Below are 20,026 nucleotides of genomic sequence, written 5' to 3' on the forward strand. Positions count from 1 at the left end.
CGGTCACTTCGGCTGGTAACGCACGCTCAGCTGGTACTCGCGACCAGGCTGGTTGAACCACGCCACCGTCTCGTAGCGGCGGTCGAACACGTTGGCGGCACGCGCCAGCAGCGACCACTCCGGCGTCAGCGCGTACTCGGCGCGCAGGTCCAGCGTGCCGTAGCCGCCGACCTTCACTGCGTTGGCGGCATCGTCATAGCGCTTGCCCGCACCCTGCACGGTCAGGCCGGCGCGGAAATCACCGAAGCGGCGGTCAATGTCCAGGCGCGCGGTCTGCTGCGCGCGGCGCGGCAGCCAGTTGTCGAACTGGGTGCTGCCGTGGGTGCGGTTGCGTGGGTCGGTGTAGCTTAGCTGCGCATTGATGTCGAAACCGGCCAGCAGCACGCCACCGGTCAGCTCGGCGCCACGGATGCGTGCCTTCTCCACCTGCTGCATTTTCATTGTGGACGCATCGTAGGTGATCAGGTCATCAATGCGGGTCTCGTATACGTCCAGGCCCCAGTGCCAACCTTTGCCGTGCTGCGAAACGCCGAGGTTTGCGCTCTTGGACTTTTCCGGGTTCAACGTTGGCACGCCGCTCCACGGGTCATACAGGTCACTGAAGGTCGGTGCCTTGAACGCCGTGCCGTAGCTGGCATTGACGCGCAGGCCGTGCTCCAGTTCCATCGCCCAGCCCACGCTGCCGGTGGCATGGTTGCCGAACTGCTGGTTGTCGTCGTTGCGCGCGCTGACCTGCAGCTGATGGCGGCCGAAGCGGCCCTGGTACTGCACGAACACGCCGGTGTTGCGGCGGCTGTCGACCAGATATCCGGCGCTGCTGCCATCCAGGTTGTCCTCACTCCAGTCCACGCCGGTGCTCAGCAGCTGACCTTCGGCCAGCGTGATGTCACCCTGCAGCGAGGCGCTGTCACGATGGGTCTGCGCGCTGCCAAACACCCCTGGTGCACCGAAGTTGTCGGATTCATTGTCGCTGCGGCCGACGTTGGCAGTGAATGCCAGGCGTTCGGACGGGGTGTAGCGCACCTTGCCGGCCAGGATCTGCTGGCGGGTTTCCGAGTAGTTGTAGTAACCGTCGTAGTGGTTCTTGCCGTCGGCGCGCAGCGCGCTGCCTTCCACGTTCCACTGGTCGTTGAAGCTGTAGCCGCCACGCAGGCTCTTGGACAGGTTGCGGTAGCCGTCGCGGTCGGGTTCGTCTGCGAAGCAGCCGGCGAACAGCGTGGCCGAGCCGCGGCAGGCATCGATGCCGTCGGAGTGCTGGTAGGCGATGTCGGCGCCGAACCAGCCGCGCTCGGTACCACCGCCGATGCCGCCGCTGGCTTCGCGCAGGCCATTGCTGCCGCCACCGAGCTGGAAGTGCGGGGCGAAGTCGCCCTGGTTGCGGCGGGTGAAGATCTGGATCACGCCGCCGATGGCATCGGCACCGTACAGGCTCGACTGCGGGCCGCGTACGATTTCGACGCGCTCGATCTGCGCCAGCGGCAGGTCCTGGTACATGGCCAGGCCGAGATCGGCGCTGTTGATGCGCACGCCATCCACCAGCACCACGGTGTGGCCGGAGTTGGTGCCGCGCAGGAACAGCGAGCTCTGCTTGCCGAGGCCGCCAGCATTGGTCAGGTTGATGCCTGCGCGGCCGCGCAGCAGCTCCTGCAGCGAGGTGGCCTGGCTGGATTCGATCTGCGCGCGGTCGATTACCTGCGCCGGCGCGATGCTGTACTGCAGGGCGATCGGGGTGCGGGTGGCGGTGACCAGGATCTGGTCAAGCGCGGTGGTGTCATCGGCGGCCTGGGCCAGCGCGGGAAGGGCGGCGAGCACGGCCAGGGACAGCATTCGGGACTGCAGCTTCATCGGGGGAACTCCGGGTGCCACGCACGCCCGCGTGGCGAAGGGGAGGAGCCGCGAAGGCAGGCACGCGCCGATGCCGCAGCACAGGCCGCGATCATCCAGCGCCATGCCCACCGCATCGCGACCTGAGGCTTCCGGGCCGGTCTCCGGGCTTGCCGCCGGGTGGCGCGAGGCCACCGTCCAGGCGCCTTCCCATGCCTGCGGCACAGTGGCGGTGTTGCCTGGAACTGACGTGCTTACCGTTGCGGGGGCAGCGCCGGCATGGCGTGGAATCACGCGTCACCGGCTTCCCGTTTCAACCTGCCGGCCATGGCCGCAGGTCACCTGGAAGTGCGCGCAGTCTACGGCATCGCAGGCAGCCCGTAGCGTCGAGCTTGCTCGACTGCCCTTAGAATGGCCCCTTGATCCCGTGGTGCCGTTGCCGATGTCCGCCCGTTTTCCGTTGTACCTGCGTCGCCCGCATGGGATGCACGCATGATCCTCGACCTGGTCCGCCACGCCGGCAATGGTCGCGATGAATTCCTCGATGGCCGCAGCGATCCGCCGCAGCTGGCCCGCCTGCCACAGGAACTGGTCGAGGCCTACGCCGCGCATCCCTGGGAGCGGGTGATCAGCTCGCCGCGCCTGCGCTCGCTGCACACCGCCATGGCACTGGCCACCCCACGCGGGCTGGACGTGGACGCGGACGAGGAATGGGAAGAACTGGACTTCGGTGATTGGGACGGGCAGTCGCTGTTCGACCTGCCGGAGGATGCGCTGGCCGCTTTCCATGCTGACCCGCATGCGTTCCCACCACCGAATGGTGAAAGCTGGGGCCACTTTGAGCGACGTATCGCACGCGCGCTGGATCGCCTGCTCGATGATGACGATCCGGTGCCGACGCTGGTGGTCAGCCATGGCGGTCCGCTGCGTATGGTGCTGTCGCAGGTCTGTGGACTGCCGATGTCGCTATGCTGGGCCCTGCGCATCGACCACGGCACCCGCCTGCGGGTGTGGCTGGAGCGAGGTGAGGTCGGGCTGGTGGGCGAACTGCTGGAGCTGCAGCAGCCCTGACGAATCCGGTAGCGCCGGGCCATGCCCGGCGAATTCCACATCACCCGCGCTACGCGCTCGCCGGGCATGGCCCGGCGCTACCGGTCAATCCTCGTCGGCGCTCTCGGCCACGCTGTCTTCCGCGTCATCATCGGTGTCGAAGCGCTGCTCATGCACCGGTCCCGAGGCCGGGCCGGCCGCTTTCAACGGATGCGCGGCGATGCGCGCCTCATAGTCCTGCACCAGCGCATCGCGCTGCGGCTCGCTCAGTTCCTGCCAATGGCAGTCCAGCAACGCGCCTTCCAGTGAATAGAGCAGGTTCAAACTGGGCTTGAAGCCGGCGCGCTTGACCTTGACGAAGGCGCCGACCGCGCCGATCGCCACCAGATCCTCGCGGCTGCGCAGGCCGACCTGGCGCAGCCACGCCGCACTCTTCGGGCCGATGTTGCGCAGCTTCGGTGCGCTCATCCCAGCGCCTCGACGAACACGCGGGCGATGGCTTCCAGGCCGGCCTGGTCGTCGGCGTCGAAGCGGCCGACCTTGGGGCTGTCGATGTCGAACACGCCGATCAGTTCATCGCCGCGCAGCAACGGCACCACCAGTTCCGAGCGCGAGGCCGAATCGCAGGCGATGTGGCCGGGGAAGGCATCGACATCATCCACGCGCTGGGTCACGCGCTGGCTGGCGGCGGCACCGCACACGCCCTTGTCCAGCGGGATGCGGACGCAGGCCGGCAGGCCCTGGAACGGTCCGACCACCAGCTCTTTGCCGTCGTACAGGTAGAAGCCCACCCAGTTCAGGTCGGGCAGGGCGTGGTAGACCAGTGCCGAGAGGTTGGCCGCGTTGGCGATGCGGTCGGACTCGGCGTAGACCAGGCCACGGGCCTGTTCCAGCAGCTGGGCGTATTGTTCCGGCTTGCTGCCGGTAAGCGAGGCATTGGCGAACATGCCCGCAGTCTAGCAAGCGCGCCGGGCCGGCGATAATGCACGCTCTGTTGTCCCGCTGGAGCTTATCGATGCCGTTGCCCGCCACGCTACCGCCTGCCCTGTTCGTCACCGGCACCGATACCGAGATCGGCAAGACCGCGGCCAGCACCGCGCTGCTGCATGCACTGCGCCGGCGCGGCCTGCGCGCGGTCGGCATGAAGCCGGTGGCCAGCGGCAGTGAGGATCTGGGACAGGGCCTGCGCAACGAGGACGCGCTGGCGCTGCAGGCGGCCAGCTGGCCGGTGCCGGACTATGCCGACCTGAACCCGTATGCGCTGCGGCAGCCGCTGGCGCCGGAGCTGGCTGCTGCCGAGGACGGCGTGCAGGTGGAGCTGGCGCCGATCGTGGCTGCATTCGAGCGCCTGCGCGCGCAGGCAGACATCGTGGTGGTGGAGGGCGTTGGCGGTTGGCTGGCGCCGGTCTCGGCCACGCTGGACCAGCTCGATCTGGTGCGTGCGTTGCATCTACCGGTAGTGCTTGTGGTCGGCATGCGGCTGGGCTGCGTCAACCACGCACGGCTGACTGCGCAGTCGCTGCAGGCCAGCGGCGTGGAGTGCCTGGGCTGGATCGGCAATCACATCGACCCGGCGATGCAGCGCCAGGAAGAGAACATCGCGACGTTGCAGCAGCGGCTGTCGATGCCGTGCTGGGGGCGGTTGCCGCATCTGCCGGGTGCGAATGGTGAGGCGCTGAGTGCCAATCTGCACGCGGACCTGCGGTAGCGCCGGGCCATGCCCGGCGAGCGCGCAGCGCGGCGACCAGAAAGTCCACCGGGCATGGCCCGGCGCTACCGATCAATCAGCGCGATGCCAGCTCCTTCGCGATCGCACCGAGCCGCTCCACCGCGCCGATGAAGCGCGCATCCAGCGTCTGGCAGCACGACAGCCGCAGGCAGTGACGGTAGCGCGCGCCACGCGAATACACCTGGCCGGGCATGAACACGATGTCCTCTACCAGCGCACGTTCGAACAGTTCGCGGGTATCCACCCCCGGCAGTTCCAGCCACAGCAGGAAGCCACCCTGTGGCTCGGTGGCACGGGTGCCGGCCGGAAAGTGTTCGGCCACCAGCTGGCGCAGGCGACCGACCTGTTCGCGGTACAAGCGGCGCATGCGATGCAGATGATGCTCGTAGCTGCCTGCTTCCAGATAGGCCGCCACCGCATCGCCCAGCAGCTGCGGTTCGCCACCGGTGGACTGGAACTTGAGCAGCGCGATGCGCTCGGCGAAGCGCCCCCCGTCCAGCCAACCAATGCGATAGTCCGGCGCCAGCGTCTTGGAGAAACCACCGACCACCATCACCCAGCCATCGCGATCGAAGGCCTTCAGCAGTGGTGCCGGCGGCTCGCAGAACTGCAGTTCTGCGTACACCGCATCTTCGATCAGCGGCAGCTGGCGCGCGTTGACCAGTTCGGCCAGGCGTTGTTTGGCGGGTGTCGGCATGGTGCAGCCGAGCGGGTTGTGCACGGTCGGCATCACCACCAGCGCGGCCAGCGACGTGTGCTCCAGCATCGCTTCCAGTGCATCGACATCCAGGCCGTGCTGCGGGTGGGTGGGCAGCTCGATGGCCTGCAGGCCGAGGTTGGCCAGCAACGGGTACAGGTTGAAGTAGGACGGCGCCTCGATGCCTACCGCGTCGCCGGGCTGGGTTACTGCACGCAAGGCCAGCTGCAGGGCTTCCATCGCGCCGTGGGTCAGCAGCAGCCGCTCGCTGTGGGTGTGCAGGCCCATACGTGGACCGCGCCGCACGATCTGCGCCAGCAGTCGCGGCGAGCCGTTCGGGCGCGCGTAGGTTTCCACTGTCTGCTGGCCGTGGCGCAGTACCTGTGCGGTATGCCGGGCCAGCTGCGCACCGGGATAGAACTGGCGTCCGCGCGGTCCCGCGAAAGCCAGATCGATCACACCGGCGCGGCGTTGTGCCTCCAGCACGCGGGCCATCAGCACCTGCTGCAGCGGCGCGGTCGGCGCTGATGGGGTATCACGCAGCGAACGCTGCGGCACCGACAGTCGCGGCGCAACTTCGAAGCCGGCCTTCGGCCGCGGAATCACCAGGCCGGCATCTTCCAGCTGGCGATAGGCGGCGATCACCGTGTTCAGGCTGAGCCGGCGCTGCGACGCCATCTGCCGCAGCGAGGGCAGGCGGCTGCCGACCGGGAGACGTCCGCCGTGGATGGCTTCGGCCAGTTCATCGGACAGCCGTTGGTAGCGGGGTGGGATCATCGCGCTCTGGTCATCTGTATCCATCGAACTTCCCGCCATCTGGTTCTGTACCCATGATGATGGCGAGCCTAGCATGTCGTTGTCGGACGGGCCTGATCGGGGCGTGGCCGATACTTCCCAAGCGCACGGCTGGATGGCCGTGCGTCTTTTTTTGTGTGTAGGTAGCGCCGGGAACTGCTTGCCCAGCGCGGCCAGCTTCGGTGCGTCGTAGTAGCGGATGTAGGCCGCCTGCGGGTAGTTGGTCATGTAGTTCTGGTGGTAGCTCTCGGCCGGGTAGAAACGTTGGCCGCTGCCGAGCTGGGTGACGATCGGCGCGCGGTAGCTGCCGGCCTGGCCGAGCTGCGCGATGTAGGCGCGGCTGGCCGCCTGCTGGCGGGCGTCATCAGAGAAGATCGCCGATCGATACTGGCTGCCCTGGTCCGGTCCCTGCCGATTGAGTTGGGTCGGGTCGTGCACCACCGAGAAGAACACCTGCATCAGCTGCCCGTAGCTGACCTGGCGCGGGTCGTAGTCGATCTTCACCGCCTCGGCATGACCGGTCTGGCCGCTGCTGACCCGCTCATAGCGTGCATTGGCAGCGCTGCCGCCGATGTAGCCGGACACCGCATTGCTCACGCCTTTGACGTGCTGGAACACGCCCTGCACGCCCCAGAAGCAACCGCCGGCGAACACCACGCTGGCATGGGTGGCGTCATCGCGGAACGCGGCGTCGCCGCTGGGCGCCGGTAGTGCCTTGGCCTGCGCGCTGGCTTCCAGCGGTGCCGCGACTGCGCCGTGGTCGACCAGCAGCACGCCAGCGATCAATGCAGTAGCCACCAGGCCGGCGACACCGGCGGCGATACCTTGTTCAAAAGAGAGTTTCATCGTGTGCTCCCGTTTCAACCGAAGGTGAAGGCGTAGGCCTGCACGCCCGTGTCGAGGAATTCGATCTCGAAGCGATGCGGGCCGACCGTGCCACGCTGACGTACCAGCTGGTACAAGCGGTGTTCATTGACCACGCCGCTGCCATCGGCACCGACATCGCTGCCGGCATCGGCAGCGGTCAGCGGCTTGCCGTCCAGCCAGACGCGGAACCGTACCGGCGTGCCGTCCTGGCTCGGTGCCAGCACCAGGTGCAGGTCCCGCGCGTGGAACTGGAAGGCGATGCGGCCACCGGCCTGCTGCAGCTGTGCGGCTTCGTCGGTGACGGTCCAGCGTCCGGACAGGCCCCACTGGTTCAGTGCCAGGGTGGTTGGCAGCGTGTAGTCGAACGGGCTATCGCTGCGTTGGCCGCCGGGTGAGGCGAACTGCTCGGCACGCGCGTGGCCCAGATAGGTCTCCGGCGAGCGCAGGTTGCTCATGTCGGCCTGCACGGCCACACCCTTCAGGTCGGCGGCGGCGGGGTCGGCCGGTGGTGGCAGATTCGTCTGCCCGGCCTCGGCCAGCAGGCGACGGATCATCTGTTCCGAGCGCGCATAGTTGCCCTCGCCGAACTGGTGGCCGCGGATGTTGCCCTGTGCGTCGACGAAGTACTGCGCCGGCCAGTAGCGGTTGTTGAACGCGCGCCAGATCGTGTACTGGTTGTCGAGCGCCACCGGGTACTCGACCTTCAGCTGCTGCGCCGCCTTCATCACGTTGCTCGGGTTGCGTTCGAAGGCGAACTCCGGCGTGTGCACGCCGATCACCACCAGCCCATGGTCACGGTAGCGACGCTCCCATTCGTGCACGAACGGCATCGCGCGCAGGCAGTTGATGCAGGAATAGGTCCAGAAATCGACCAGCACCACCTTGCCGCGCAGCTGCTGTGCACTCAGCGGCGGGCTGTTGAGCCAGCCGGTGGCGCCATCCAGCGCGGGCAGGGTGCCTTCCACCGGCAGCGGAGCATCGGCACCTGCATTGGCGCCGGCCATCATCATCATCGGCGGTGCCGCCGGCTGCGCGCCGGGTACTGCGTCCAGCAGGCTTTGCTCGATACGCGCGGTGCTGACCGTTGAAAGACGGGTCAGCAGGCCAGTGTCCCAGCCCAGGCCGATCGCCCCCACGGCCAGCAGTGCGGCTACGCCCAGCACCTTGCGCAGTACGTCACCCAGGCCGAGCCGCGCCTGCAGCGCACGGAACACGCGGCCGCCGACCCACACCGCCAGCGCCAGCGCGGTGATCGCACCCATTGCATAGGCAAGCAGCAGGCCGCTGGTACCGACGCTGGCGCCATGCAGGGCAGCACCGGTCAGCACCAGGCCGAGGATTGGACCGGCGCACGGCGCCCACAGCAGGCCGGTGGCGACGCCGATCAGCAGCGAGGTCCACGCGCCGCCACGTCCTGCGGCGTCCGCGGCATCGGCGCGTGCGCTCAAGCGTGCACCCACACGCTGGAACGGCGCCAGCAGATGGTCGGCCAGCCGTGGCCACAACAGGGCGACCGCGAACAGCGCCATCAGCAGCAGGGCAATCCAGCGCCCGACCTGGTTGGCCTGCGCCACCCATTGGCTGCCTACGGCGGCCAGGCTGGCGACCACGGTGAAGGTGAGCGCCATGCCCAGCAGCAACGGCAGCGTGCTGCGCAGGAATGGACGGTCGGCACGCGCGAACACGAACGGCAGCACCGGCAGGATGCAGGGGCTGAGCAGGGTCAGCGCGCCCCCGAGGTAGGCAAGCAGCAACAGCAGCATCGTCAGGCTCCGGAAGCAGGGGAAGAACCGACCGGCACCCGCCAGCCGTCGGCAGTGCCAGCAGGGGCACCGGGAACGAACACCATCGCAGCACCGTTCATGCAGTAGCGCAGCCCGGTTGGACGCGGGCCGTCGTTGAACACATGGCCGAGATGGCCGCCGCAGCGGCGGCAGTGCACCTCCACCCGCAGCATCCCGAATGTGACGTCGCGGTCTTCGCCGATGGCGTTGTGCAGCGGTGCCCAGAAGCTGGGCCAGCCGGTACCGCTCTCGAACTTGGTGGAGGAGGAGAACAGCGGCAGCGCACAGCCGGCGCAGGCGAAAGTGCCCTGCCGATGTTCCTTGTTGAGCGGGCTGCTGTACGGGCGCTCGGTGGCCTGCTGGCGCAGCACCGCATACTGCGCCGGGGTCAGCTGCTGGCGCCACTGCGCATCGCTGCGCATGACCTCGAATTGTCGCGACGGACGCGCTTCGGCGGCGGCCGGGGCGGCGCGGCTGCAGGCCCCCAGGCCGAGCAGGCCGGCGGCGGTGGCAACACCGCCCAGGCCCAGCAGATGGCGGCGGGAGAGGGACATGGCGGACTCCGGGAAGGGGCGACGGGGCCATGCTGCGCCCGCCCGGGTCAACGAATCCTCACGCAGGATTCAATTTTTCGTGAGGTATCGGCGGCCGTCCCGCGTCACAATGCAGCCAGCCTCCCCACTGGCCCCGAGCTGCCGATGTCGACCAAACGCGTGCTGATCGTCGAAGACGATGCCCACATCGCTGACCTGCTGCGCATGCACCTGGGCGATGAAGGCTATGACGTGGCCCACGCCGCCAGCGGTGACGGTGGCCTGCGCCTGCTGGAACAGGACGGCCCATGGGATGCGCTGGTGCTGGACGTGATGCTGCCCGGTGTCGACGGCCTGCAGGTGTGCCAGCGCGCACGCGCGATGGCGCGCTACGTGCCGATCATCATCATCAGCGCGCGCGGCAGCGAAACGCAGCGCATTGTCGGCCTGGAGCTGGGCGCGGACGACTACCTGGCAAAACCCTTCTCGATGCCGGAACTGGTGGCACGGGTGCGCGCCCTGCTGCGCCGGGCCGAGGCGATGGCACAGAGCGCACGCATCGATGCCGGCGCGATCGAGCTGGGCGGGCTGCAGCTGGATCCGGTCGCGCGCACCGCTTCGGTGGATGGCAATGCGCTGGAACTGACCCCGCGCGAGTTCGACCTGCTGCTGTTCTTCGCCCGCCACCCGGACCAGGTGTTCGCACGCATGGAACTGCTCAACCAGGTCTGGGGTTACCAGCACGATGGTTACGAGCATACGGTCAATACCCACATCAACCGCCTGCGCAGCAAGATCGAGCCGGACCCGGCAAACCCGCGGCGGCTGCTGACGGTGTGGGGCCGCGGCTACAAGCTGGTCGACCCGGCCGGGGCGGCGGCATGATCAAGCCCAATCTGTGGCAGAAGCTGGCGGCGGTGATCGCCGCGCTGATGCTGATGTGCTGCATGGCGCTGCTGGCACTGCAGATGCGCGCCAACACCCGCCATGAGCAGGAAGTGGTGCAGCGGCTGTCGCTGGGCCTGGCCGAACACATCGCCCAACGCAGCGAACTGATGGACACCAGCGGCATGCGCGATGCTGCGGTGCGTGCGCTGTTCGGCCAGCTGATGGCGGTCAATCCCAGCGTCGAGGTCTACCTGCTGGACGACCAGGGCCGCATTCTCGGCCACGACGCGCCCAGCGGTCATCTGGTGCGCAACAAGGTGGACGTGGCACCGCTACGCCGCCTGCTGTCGGGTGCGCCACTGCCGATCCTCGGCGATGACCCGCGCAGCGCCGATGGCCGCAAGGTGTTCAGTGCCGCACCGTTGATCGTGCAGGGGCGCCAGGCCGGTTACGTGTACGTGGTGCTGGTCGGTGAACACCGGCAGATGCTGGCCGACGACCTGGCGGCGGGCAGCCAGTGGAACACCACATGGTGGTCGGTGATGCTGGTCGGAAGCCTCGGCCTGCTGGCCGGGCTGGTGGCGTTCTACTGGGTGACCCGTCCGCTGCGGCGGCTGACCCGGCGCATCCAGGCCTTCGATATCGATGCGCCGACACCGTTGCCGCCGCCCGAACCGCTGCGCCCGGGCGAGCGCGACGAGCTGGTGATCCTTGAACACGCGCACGCGCAGATGGCGCAGCGGCTGGGTGAGCAATGGCAGCAGCTGCGCCAGCAGGACCTGCAGCGGCGCGAACTGGTTGCCAACATTTCGCACGACCTGCGTACGCCGTTGTCGTCGCTGCATGGCTATCTGGAAACGCTGGCGCTGAAGGACGCCACCCTGTCACCGGACGAGCGCCGCCGCTACCTCGGTATCGCGCTGGCACAGAGCGCCAAGGTTGGCCGGCTGGCGCGCGCGCTGTTCGAGCTGGCGCGGCTGGAGCACGGCGAAGTGCGTCTGGAGTGGGAAGTGTTCGCGCTGCCGGAACTGCTGCAGGACGTACTGCAGAAGTTCGAGCTGGCCGCGCAGGCGCGCAACCAGCGCCTGCACGCCGAGTTCCCGCCGGGCCTGCCGCTGGTACGTGCCGACCTGGGCCTGGTCGAGCGGGTGCTGACCAACCTGCTCGACAATGCATTGCGGCACGCGCCGGAAGGTGGGCGGATCGAAGTGTGCCTGCGTGCGACCGCGGACAGCATCGAGGTGAGCGTGGCCGATGATGGTCCCGGCGTGGCAGCGGCGCTGCGCGCACAGTTGTTCCAGGCGCCGGCCGCACTGGGCGCACGGCGTGGCGAGAACGGTGGCCTCGGCCTGTTGATCGTGCAGCGTATCGTGCAGCTGCATGGCCGCCGCATCGAACTGCGCGACAGTGAGCGTGGCGCGCTGTTCGTGTTTGCCTTGCCGCGCGCGGAGCCGGCGGCCTAGCAGGCCGCCTCGCTCTCCACGGCACCGCCGCTTTCCAGCGGCAGGTGCAGGCGGATGCAGGCACCGCCCAGCTCTGAATCGGTTACCTCGACGTGGCCGCCATGCTTGTCGGCCACCACCTGCACCAGTGCCAGGCCGAGACCGAAACCGGGGCTGCCCGGGTCCAGCCGCACATAGGGTTGCAGCACCTGGCCGCGCAGTTCGGGCGCGATGCCGGGGCCGTCGTCCTCCACCTGCAGGCACAGCCAGCCATCGTTGACCGTGTTGGCGATGCGGATCTGCCGCCGCGCATAGCGCAAGGCATTGCCGAGCAGATTGCGCAGCGCCAGTTCCAGCATATGCCGGTTGACGTTGACCAGGCCGGTGGGCGACAGCACCTGCTGCACTGGCATCGGCAGCGGTGCGAACTGGGCCACAACGCCGCGCACCAGCGCGGCCAGCTGCAGGCGCTGGCGGGTCAGCTGATGGCAACGGCCCAGCGCGGCGTACTCGACGCCGGCATCGGTGAGGTGCTGCAGGCGATCGACGTCGGTACGCAGGCCACCCAGCGCATCGCGCTGGATCTCGTCGAGTGCGGTGTCCTCCAGGTCGGCCAGGCCGAAGCGCATCCGCGCCAACGGCGTGCGCACTTCATGCGCGACCGCCTGTGCCAGCACGCGCTGGCTCTCCAGCAGTTGCTGCAGCTGCTCTGCCATGTGGTTGAAGGCATTGGCCAACGGCCGCACCAGCGCGGTGCCGGCACGCGGCGCGCGCGTATCCAGCTGGCCGTCGCGCATCTGCCGCGCCGCCTGTGCCAGCTGCGACACATCGCGCCACAGGCGGTAGACCATTACATACATCGGCAGCGCCACGGCCACCATCAGGATCAGCAGCAGGATCGCCACGCCGGACACTTCGCTGTCCTGCCAGCCTTCCTCAGGCAACGCCTCATCCAGTGGCCCCAGCATCACGGCATAGCCGCTGTCGCCGATCCGCTGCAGGCTGCGCATGTGTTCCAGGTCGATCTGCACTCGGCCGTTGTTGAACGGCGGTCGCTGGCTGGCCGACAGCGCCTTCTCTGCCTCGGCCAGCGGCACCATCCGCAGGGCATAGGCGAAGTCGGCGTCGAGCCCTCGTGCCAGCGCCGGCCACTGGTCGCGTGGTGTTTCCGCGAAGCGTTGCTGCAGCAGCGCATGGGTGCCACGCATCTCGGCCAGCAGGCTGGCTTCGGTGCGGTCTTCCAGCAGCGCATCCCAGGCCCACAGGCCCAGCACGATCAGCAGCAGGTGGGCGACCAGGAAGCCGATGCCATAGCGCAGGAAGTGGAAGGCGTGGCCGCGCATCGCTGAGGGCGTACGCTTCATCCCCATGCCGAGCGGCTGAACAGGTAGCCGCGGCCGCGGACGGTCTTGATCCGTTCCGGCTGTTCCGGGTTGTCGCCCAGCTTGCGGCGCAGGCGCGAAATGCGTGCATCGATCGAGCGGTCGAGGCCATCAAACGCGATCCCGCGCAGGCCGCGCAGCAGCGCATCGCGGTCGAGGATCTGCCCGGCGTTGCTGGCCAGCAGGAACAGCAGGTCGAACTCGGCGGTGGTCAGCTCCAGCAGGCTGCCCTGCAGGTGCACGTTACGGGTGGACGGGTCGATGTTCAGCTCGCCGAAGCGCAGGCTGCCGTCACGCGGCTCGACCCGGCGGTGGCGGCGCAGATGGGCACGCAGGCGCGCCAGCAGCACCCGGGGCTCGATCGGTTTGCCGATGTAGTCGTCGGCGCCCAGTTCCAGTCCCAGCACCTGGTCGATGTTGTCGGTACGCGCGGTCAGCACGCAGATGATGCCGTCATAGTGGGGTCTGATCTGCCGACACACTTCGAAACCATCCTGGTCGGGCAGGCCGACATCCAGCAGGACCAGGGCGGGCTTTTCGGCCAGGATCCGGGCCACCGCGCGTTCGCCACTGCGCTCGTGGGCGACCTGGTAGCCATGCCGCTGCAGATAGTCGCTGACCATCGTACCGAGGCGGGCATCGTCTTCGACCAGTACGATATCCAGCATTTTCAAGGCCTCCGTGGGGCGTACGTACCGCCACGGCACGAGCGCGGCGATGCTATCCCAGCCATTGGGCCGCCCGGGTCCTGGGGGCGGGCGCCATTCAGCCGGGGTTGCTGGCGCGCGGGCCGGGTCTCAGTCCCGGCAACAACTTGGCGTCCAGCATAGCTTGTTGCCGTTACAAAACGTTACCTTCGTGATACGTCCGGTGACCATCGCTGACAGCAAAGCGACTGACGCGGGGCAGGGGGCGGGCCGAGCATGGAGTCTCCTCCGTTCCGCGTGCCGTCCTCATGTCGCCCGCTGCCTTCTCCCTGCCGAACCTGTCCCACCGCCGCCATTGCCGGGGTATCCGATGAGCGGCGTGGTTGGCGCCTGGCTGCCGCCGGCCGAGGACGAGCACCTGCTGCAGCAGCTGGCGCCGATGCTGCGCGCCCTGCAGCAACGTGGCCGTGGCCGCATCGGTTACTGGACCGACGCCGAGGCCGGCCTGGCGCTGGGTCACTGCCGGGCGCCGACCGACACTCCGCTGCAGCCACTGAGCTCGGACTGTGGCCGTTACGTGCTGTGCCTGGACGGTCGCCTGTACAACCGGGCTGACCTGCAGTCGCAGCTGCGCGATCTGCCGCGCAGCTGCAGCGATGCACGGCTGCTGCTGCAGGCGATTGTCGAGTGGGGCGTGGAGCGGACGCTGTCGCGTATCGAGGGCGCGTTCGGTTTCAGTGTCTGGGACCGGGAGTCGCGCGCGCTGTGGCTGGCACGTGACCCGGTAGGCGAGCGGCCGCTGTACTACGGTTGGTACCAGGGCCAGTTCCTGTTCGCCTCCGAACTGAAGGCGCTGCAGGCGTTCGCCGGCTTTGCGCCGAGCATCGACCAGGATGCGCTGAGCCTGCTGCTGCGCCACGACTATGTCCCGGCGCCGCACACCATCTACCGCGGCATCCACAAGCTGGTGGCCGGCGCGATGCTGCGCATCGACCTCAACGACCATGCCGCCGGGGGCTCGAGCCAGGCTGCGCAGGGCGGGTCGCGCTACTGGTGCGCGCGCGAGGCGATGCACAGCGCGCTGCAGGAACCGCTGCAGCCGGCGCCGAGCCTGGAACAGGCCACCGACCAGCTGGAAGCGGTGTTGCAGAAGGCCATCGCCGCTCGCATGCACTCGCCGCTGGCCTGCGGCGCGTTCCTGTCCGGCGGCACCGACTCGTCGCTGGTGACCGCGATGATGCAGGCCCAATCGACCCTGCCGATCGAGGCATGGACGGTGGGCTTCGACGATCCGGGCCACGATGAGAGCGACTGGGCCACGCAGGTCGCACGCCACCTGGGCGTGCAGCATCACCTGCACCGCATGGACGCGCGCCAGGGCCTGGACCTGCTGCAGCGCCTGCCGCAGGTCTGGTGCGAACCGTTCGCCGACGCCTCGCAGTTGCCGACCCTGTTGGCCAGCGAACTTCTGGGTGCACGCAAGCCGGTGGCGCTGACCGGTGATGGTGGCGATGAGCTGTTCTTCGGCCATCCCAGCTATGGCCGCGCACTGCGTAACGCACGCCTGTGTGGTGGCCTGCCGGACTGGGTACGCGACCTGGCACGGCGCAGCGGCAACCGCATGAACGTCGAACGTGGGCGCCTTGGTGGCTGGCGCGCGCTGGTAGCCGAGGTCGCCGCCAACGACGTGGAAGGCCATTACCTGCAGCGCGTGACCCGCTGGCGGCAGCCGGCACAGGTGGTGCTGGGCGCGCGCGAACCAATGACGATCTTCCAGCAGCAGGACACCGCGCTGCCGGCCGAAGCGCGCATCCAGCTGCTGGATTTCCGCATGGACTTGGCCGAGGGCATCCTCGCCAAGGTCGACCGTGCCGGCATGGCGGCCGGCGTGGAAACCCGCGCGCCGCTGCTGGACATGGAGGTGGTGCGCCTGGCCTGGCGCCTGCCGCAGCATTTGAAATACCACGACGGTGAGCACAAGCGGATCCTCAAGCACCTGCTGGCACGCTACCTGCCGGAACCGCTGGTGTACCGCCCCAAGCGCGGCTTCGGTCCGCCGATGGCGCGTTGGTTGGCGGGCCCGCTGCGCGACTGGGCCGAGGCACTGCTGGACCCGCAGCTGCTGCGCAACCAGGGATGCTTCGATGCAGTACGCGTGCGCGGCATCTGGGAGGCGTTCCTGCGCGGTGAGCGCAAGTGGCACACGCACCTGTGGAACGTGTTGATGTTCCAGGCGTGGCACCAGCACTGGCACGGTGGTCGAGGGCGCTGAGCCGTTTCTGCATTGCGTGCAGCGGATTGAATCAGCGTGGCGCGGGGCGGATGCCCTTGCGTACGAATGTCCTCCGGCGCCGGCCGTTGGCCGTCACCTCCCCCTTTACTTCGTACGCAAGGGCATCCGCCCCGCGTTCGGAGTTCGTCGGCACCTCGTTGAAAGGCACCACGAGCGCTGCGCTTTACCTGCCGTAAGCCGAGCCTCGTCGGGGTGGGCAGGGGTCTGGGCAAAGTAAAGGAGGAGGTGACGGCCAACGGCCGGCGCCGGGGGACATTTGCCCAGGCCCCTGCCCACCTCGGCGGGGCCCATCAGCTCGCAGGGAATCCAGACGAGGAAGCGCTCTTCAATCCAGACGCCAGGCAAAAAAAGACCCGGCAGAGGGAGGGATCTGCCGGGTCCGGATTGCGTGGGGGGAGGGACCCACGCAATGAGCGTTGCGTCGCGTCAGTGGTTGCTCGCGTCCGCCGTTGATTGGTTGTAGCCCTGCACCAGTTCGGACCAGGCCTTGCTGGCCTGCAGGCCGAGACCGACCACGTCCTGCTGGGCCTGGCCCAGCCGTTGCAGGTTGTCCTGCCACAGCTGTGCGCCCTTGTTGAGCGTCCCGGCCGCATCTTCGCCGCGGGCCAGTTCACCCAGCCAGCCGCCGGTCGCGGTCAGGTTGCGCTCCATCACCTTCAGTTGCACGCCGAACATGCTTTCCGCGTTCTCCAACGCCAACCGGTTCGCGCGCGTTGCCGCGGCGGCGAGCTGGCGGGTGGCATCACTGAAGCGATCGCTGAAGGCGGCGGCCATGGGGCATCAGGAAGTGACTTGATGCATTGCAGCATACGCTCTTGATGCGGCAATGCAACAAAAACAGCAAAGACGCCATGGGCGCCTTTGAAAAACCATTCAGATCAACGGGTTGATCAGATGGCCGGGCCGCGATAGCGACAGCCGGAGGTGCAGGTTTCGTGCACGGTGATCTCGCTCAATGCAGGCAGGCTGGGCTTGAGCTCGTTCCAGATCCACACCGCCAGGTTCTCGCTGGTCGGGTTCTCCAGGCCGGGGATGTCATTGAGGTAGTGATGGTCCAGGCGGTCGTAGATCGGCTGGAAGGCCGCCTTCACGTCGCCGAAATCCATGATCCAGCCGGTCTGCGCGCCGGGCTCGCCCTCGACCTTCAGTTCCACCCGGAAGGAGTGGCCGTGCAGGCGCGCGCACTTGTGCCCCGGCGGCACGTTGGGGAGGCGGTGCGCCGCCTCGAGCATGAAGACTTTGAAGATTTCCATGGCGCGATTGTACGCCGCCGGCGGGCAGCGATCCTGAGCGGATGTTGGGCTTTGGTGAAGAAATTCTTTCCATCCGGATGAAGAGATGATAATTTCTCTTATATCCGTATGAAGAGATGTTATTGGCCGGACCCCGGCCACGCATGGATTACTGCGGAACTTCGTCGCCCTTACACCTCCCCCACATCGTCATGCCCAAGCACACCCTGCTCGTGGCGGCCCTGGCCGTCGCTCTGGCCGCGCCTTTGTCCGCCGCCGCCGAAACCTCCGCCGACGCCAGTGGCGAAGCCAGCACCCTGGCTGCCGTCCGCGTTACCGGTTCCAACATCAAACGTGCCGATACCGAGGCCTCAAACCCGGTGCAGGTGATTGGTCGCCAACAGCTGGAACAGACCGGCAAGGCCACCGTGGCCGACGTGCTGCGTTCGATCTCGGCCAACACCGGCAACGCCAGCAACGAAACCACCAACAACGGCTGGGCCTCCGGCTCGGCCGGCATCGGCCTGCGCGGCCTGTCGCAGAAGAACACGCTGGTGCTGCTCAACGGCCGCCGCCTGGCCAACTATGGCTTCCCTGCCGGTGGCCTGTCCGACACCTTCGTCGATCTCAACGCATTGCCGCTGGTCGCGGTCGAGCGCATCGAAGTACTCAAGGACGGCGCCTCGGCCGTGTACGGCTCCGATGCGGTGGCCGGCGTGGTCAACATCATCACCCGGCAGAACTTCGAAGGCGCCGAGATCGGCGGCAGCTTCGGCGGCGCCGACCAGGGCGGCCTGCACGAGCAGAACCTGAAGTTCGTCGGCGGCCTCGGTGATCTCGACACCGATGGTTACAACATCCTCTTCAGCCTGCAGGGGTACAACCGCGAGCGCCTGGACCAGGACGAACGCAACCTGACCAAGAGCGGCATCTACACCGACAAGCCCGGTGGCCGCTGGAACGGCTGGTCGGCCAAGGGCGCGCGCTATCTGGTCAACGGTGTGTCGGTGCCGATGCTCGATGCCAGCGGCAACTGCCCGGCCGGTACTACCCGCGTCGCCAGCGCACCGATCGATGGCCTGGCCGGTGATACCTGCGGCTTCAACCAGGCGCCGTTCACCACGCTGATTCCCTCGACCAAGCGCTACCAGGCCTATGCCAACGGTACCTTCCGCCTGAACGACAACGTCGAAGCCTTCGGCGAAGTGCTGTACAGCCAGATCAAGAGCACCGCGTGGTTCGGCAGCAGCCCGTTCTTCACCCTGGAGAGCGGCCGCTTCGCACTGAACGCGGACAGTGGCCTGGCCGAACCGGTGTCGTCGCTGCTGCCGGCCAGCAACCCTTACAACCCGTACGGCCGTGCGATCCCGATCGAATACACCTTCTTCGACCTGGGCGGCACCCTCAAGACCAACCGCTCCACGGCCTACCGCGGCGTGTTCGGCCTGCGTGGCACCACCGCGAAGTGGGACTGGGAAGTCGCAGCGTTCGGCGCGCGCAGCAGCGAGCGCGAGAGCGTCTCCGGTGGCTTCGCCAACCGCTGGGCGCTGGCCGATGCGCTGGCCACCGGAAGTTACAATCTGCTGAACCCGGCCGCCACGCCGCAGTCGGTGCGTGACTCGATCAACATCGCCACGCTGCGCCCGGCCGAGTCCAAGCTGCAGGGCATCGACGCGAAGATCTCCGGCAGCCTGGGCCATACCTGGGCCGGTGAGATCGGCTTCGCGGCCGGTGCCGAGTGGCGCCGCGAGAAGCTCGATTCCAACAACCCGTGGCAGATCGATGCCGGCCTGCAGGTGCGCCCGGCCATTGCCGAAGTGCACGGCAAGCGCCAGGTCAGTGCGGCCTACGCCGAAGTGAACGTACCGCTGGCCTCGACATTGGAGCTGTCCGCCGCCGCGCGCGCCGATCACTACGATGATTTCGGCGACGCGTTCTCGCCGAAGATCGGCCTGCGTTGGCAGCCGCTCGACTTCCTGCTGGTGCGTGCCTCCGCCTCGAAGGGCTTCCGTGCACCGTCGCTGTCGGAAAACTCCAACAGCACCAGCATCGCCTACGGCAGCGTGGTCGATCCGCGTGATCCGGACGTGCCGGGCTCGCGGCAGAACCCGACCTTCTTCACCGTTGGCAACAACGAATTGAAGCCGGAGCGGACCAAGAGCCTGAACTTCGGCGTGGTGCTGTCGCCGTGGGCCAACACCAACCTGAGCGTGGACTACTACCGCATCCAGCTGGACAACCTGGTCGGTACCAACAACACCCAGACCCTGGTCAACGACAACGTGGCCGGTGCCGTGCAGCGCGATGAGCGTGGCAAGCTGCAGGCGGTCTACAACCGCTACCAGAACCTGAGCGAGTTGAAGACCTCGGGCATCGATGTCGAGCTGCGCCAGCGCATCCCGACCGCTGCGTTCGGTGACTTCACCGTGTCTTCGGCCTATACCCACGTGCGCGATTACCGTCGCCCGACCGTGGTCGGCGGGCCGCTGGTGGACTATGCCGGCAGCAACCTGGGCGCGACCCTGCCCAAGGACAAGGCGACCACCACGCTGGACTGGAAGTACGGTGATTTCAATGCAGCGGTGACCCGGTACTACACCAGCAGCTATCGCCAGGAAGCCAGCACCGCTGCCAAGGCCGTGCAGCAGCAGGTCGGCAGCTACAGCCAGTACGACCTGTACCTGGCCTACACCGGCATCGACAAGCTGACCGTGTACGCCAAGGTGCAGAACCTGGCCGACAAGACCCCACCGTACGACGCCTCGTTCCCGGGCATCCGCGCGCCGTACGACTTCAGCCAGTACGACCTGCGTGGCCGCTACTTCACGCTGGGCTTCGATTACCGCTTCTGATCCACCTGCCG

16 protein-coding genes, 1 pseudogene and 1 riboswitch are annotated in these 20,026 nt (G+C 67.7%); of the genes and pseudogenes, 6 read left to right on the forward strand and 11 right to left on the reverse strand.

Going from position 1 to position 20,026, the window contains the following annotated elements:
• Nucleotides 1-3: 3 nt before the first annotated feature.
• Nucleotides 4-1,845, reverse strand: a complete 1,842-nt coding sequence (gene btuB / locus AC0Z6F_RS15970) for a TonB-dependent vitamin B12 receptor (RefSeq protein ID WP_485617734.1) — start codon at nt 1,843-1,845, stop codon at nt 4-6.
• Nucleotides 1,846-1,962: 117 nt separating this feature from the next.
• A riboswitch (cobalamin riboswitch) is annotated at nt 1,963-2,185 on the reverse strand.
• 131 nt (nt 2,186-2,316) lie between these two features.
• Here btuB and AC0Z6F_RS15975 point away from each other — a divergent pair.
• The gene (locus AC0Z6F_RS15975) at nt 2,317-2,895 is read left to right on the forward strand and encodes a histidine phosphatase family protein (protein ID WP_004140776.1); all 579 of its coding nucleotides are present in this window, start codon (nt 2,317-2,319) and stop codon (nt 2,893-2,895) included.
• Nucleotides 2,896-2,979: 84 nt separating this feature from the next.
• Here AC0Z6F_RS15975 and AC0Z6F_RS15980 read toward each other — a convergent pair whose 3' ends face one another.
• Together AC0Z6F_RS15980 and AC0Z6F_RS15985 are read right to left on the reverse strand one after the other, a co-directional pair.
• Nucleotides 2,980-3,342, reverse strand: coding sequence for a TfoX/Sxy family protein (locus tag AC0Z6F_RS15980; RefSeq protein WP_012509946.1), 363 nt, complete (start codon nt 3,340-3,342; stop codon nt 2,980-2,982).
• Nucleotides 3,339-3,821: a GAF domain-containing protein gene (locus tag AC0Z6F_RS15985; RefSeq protein WP_004140850.1), complete on the reverse strand. Its 483-nt coding sequence runs from the start codon at nt 3,819-3,821 to the stop codon at nt 3,339-3,341. Before AC0Z6F_RS15985 ends, AC0Z6F_RS15980 begins: the two co-directional genes overlap by 4 nt.
• Nucleotides 3,822-3,889: 68 nt before the next feature.
• Between AC0Z6F_RS15985 and bioD the strand changes: the two genes are divergently transcribed.
• The gene (gene bioD, locus AC0Z6F_RS15990; RefSeq protein ID WP_012509947.1) at nt 3,890-4,582 is read left to right on the forward strand and encodes a dethiobiotin synthase; all 693 of its coding nucleotides are present in this window, start codon (nt 3,890-3,892) and stop codon (nt 4,580-4,582) included.
• Nucleotides 4,583-4,658: 76 nt separating this feature from the next.
• On the opposite strand, the gene AC0Z6F_RS15995 is transcribed toward bioD, so the two are convergent.
• The 4 genes and pseudogenes from AC0Z6F_RS15995 to msrB form a co-directional block, all read right to left on the reverse strand.
• On the reverse strand, nt 4,659-6,101 hold the full coding sequence (locus AC0Z6F_RS15995; protein ID WP_012509948.1) for an aminotransferase-like domain-containing protein: 1,443 nt from the start codon (nt 6,099-6,101) through the stop codon (nt 4,659-4,661).
• Nucleotides 6,102-6,239: 138 nt separating this feature from the next.
• Nucleotides 6,240-6,941: pseudogene (gene msrA, locus AC0Z6F_RS16000) on the reverse strand (peptide-methionine (S)-S-oxide reductase MsrA); the annotation flags it as partial.
• A 14-nt stretch (nt 6,942-6,955) separates the two neighbouring features.
• A complete protein-coding gene (locus AC0Z6F_RS16005; RefSeq protein WP_448122524.1) occupies nt 6,956-8,725 on the reverse strand; it encodes a cytochrome c biogenesis protein DipZ in 1,770 nt (589 codons plus the stop codon).
• Between the two features lie 2 nt (nt 8,726-8,727).
• On the reverse strand, nt 8,728-9,300 hold the full coding sequence (msrB, locus tag AC0Z6F_RS16010; RefSeq protein WP_004140930.1) for a peptide-methionine (R)-S-oxide reductase MsrB: 573 nt from the start codon (nt 9,298-9,300) through the stop codon (nt 8,728-8,730).
• Between the two features lie 144 nt (nt 9,301-9,444).
• Here msrB and AC0Z6F_RS16015 point away from each other — a divergent pair, with 144 nt between their 5' ends.
• Nucleotides 9,445-10,164: a response regulator transcription factor gene (locus tag AC0Z6F_RS16015; RefSeq protein ID WP_012509950.1), complete on the forward strand. Its 720-nt coding sequence runs from the start codon at nt 9,445-9,447 to the stop codon at nt 10,162-10,164.
• Nucleotides 10,161-11,630, forward strand: coding sequence for a sensor histidine kinase (locus AC0Z6F_RS16020; RefSeq protein WP_049461658.1), 1,470 nt, complete (start codon nt 10,161-10,163; stop codon nt 11,628-11,630). Before AC0Z6F_RS16015 ends, AC0Z6F_RS16020 begins: the two co-directional genes overlap by 4 nt.
• Here the strand turns inward: AC0Z6F_RS16020 and AC0Z6F_RS16025 are convergent.
• Nucleotides 11,627-12,973, reverse strand: a complete 1,347-nt coding sequence (locus AC0Z6F_RS16025) for an ATP-binding protein (RefSeq protein ID WP_485617728.1) — start codon at nt 12,971-12,973, stop codon at nt 11,627-11,629. The two genes, AC0Z6F_RS16020 and AC0Z6F_RS16025, sit on opposite strands and share 4 nt — an antisense overlap.
• Nucleotides 12,970-13,659 (reverse strand): winged helix-turn-helix domain-containing protein, encoded by a 690-nt coding sequence (locus tag AC0Z6F_RS16030; protein ID WP_004141029.1) that lies wholly within the window; start codon nt 13,657-13,659, stop codon nt 12,970-12,972. The genes AC0Z6F_RS16025 and AC0Z6F_RS16030 overlap by 4 nt, the downstream gene beginning before the upstream one ends.
• A 349-nt stretch (nt 13,660-14,008) precedes the next feature.
• On the opposite strand from AC0Z6F_RS16030, the gene asnB reads away from it, so the two are divergent.
• Complete coding sequence (gene asnB / locus AC0Z6F_RS16035) at nt 14,009-15,910, forward strand: asparagine synthase (glutamine-hydrolyzing) (protein ID WP_065724751.1); 1,902 nt, start codon at nt 14,009-14,011, stop codon at nt 15,908-15,910.
• Nucleotides 15,911-16,357: 447 nt separating this feature from the next.
• On the opposite strand, the gene AC0Z6F_RS16040 is transcribed toward asnB, so the two are convergent.
• Both AC0Z6F_RS16040 and queD read right to left on the reverse strand, forming a co-directional pair.
• Nucleotides 16,358-16,705: a phasin family protein gene (locus AC0Z6F_RS16040; protein ID WP_100467765.1), complete on the reverse strand. Its 348-nt coding sequence runs from the start codon at nt 16,703-16,705 to the stop codon at nt 16,358-16,360.
• 116 nt (nt 16,706-16,821) lie between these two features.
• On the reverse strand, nt 16,822-17,184 hold the full coding sequence (gene queD, locus AC0Z6F_RS16045; RefSeq protein WP_004141227.1) for a 6-carboxytetrahydropterin synthase QueD: 363 nt from the start codon (nt 17,182-17,184) through the stop codon (nt 16,822-16,824).
• Between the two features lie 191 nt (nt 17,185-17,375).
• Between queD and AC0Z6F_RS16050 the strand changes: the two genes are divergently transcribed.
• Complete coding sequence (locus AC0Z6F_RS16050; RefSeq protein ID WP_448122525.1) at nt 17,376-20,015, forward strand: TonB-dependent receptor plug domain-containing protein; 2,640 nt, start codon at nt 17,376-17,378, stop codon at nt 20,013-20,015.
• Nucleotides 20,016-20,026 lie beyond the last annotated feature (11 nt).

Source organism: Stenotrophomonas sp. 1L-E-5-B-C3, from assembly GCF_057292075.1.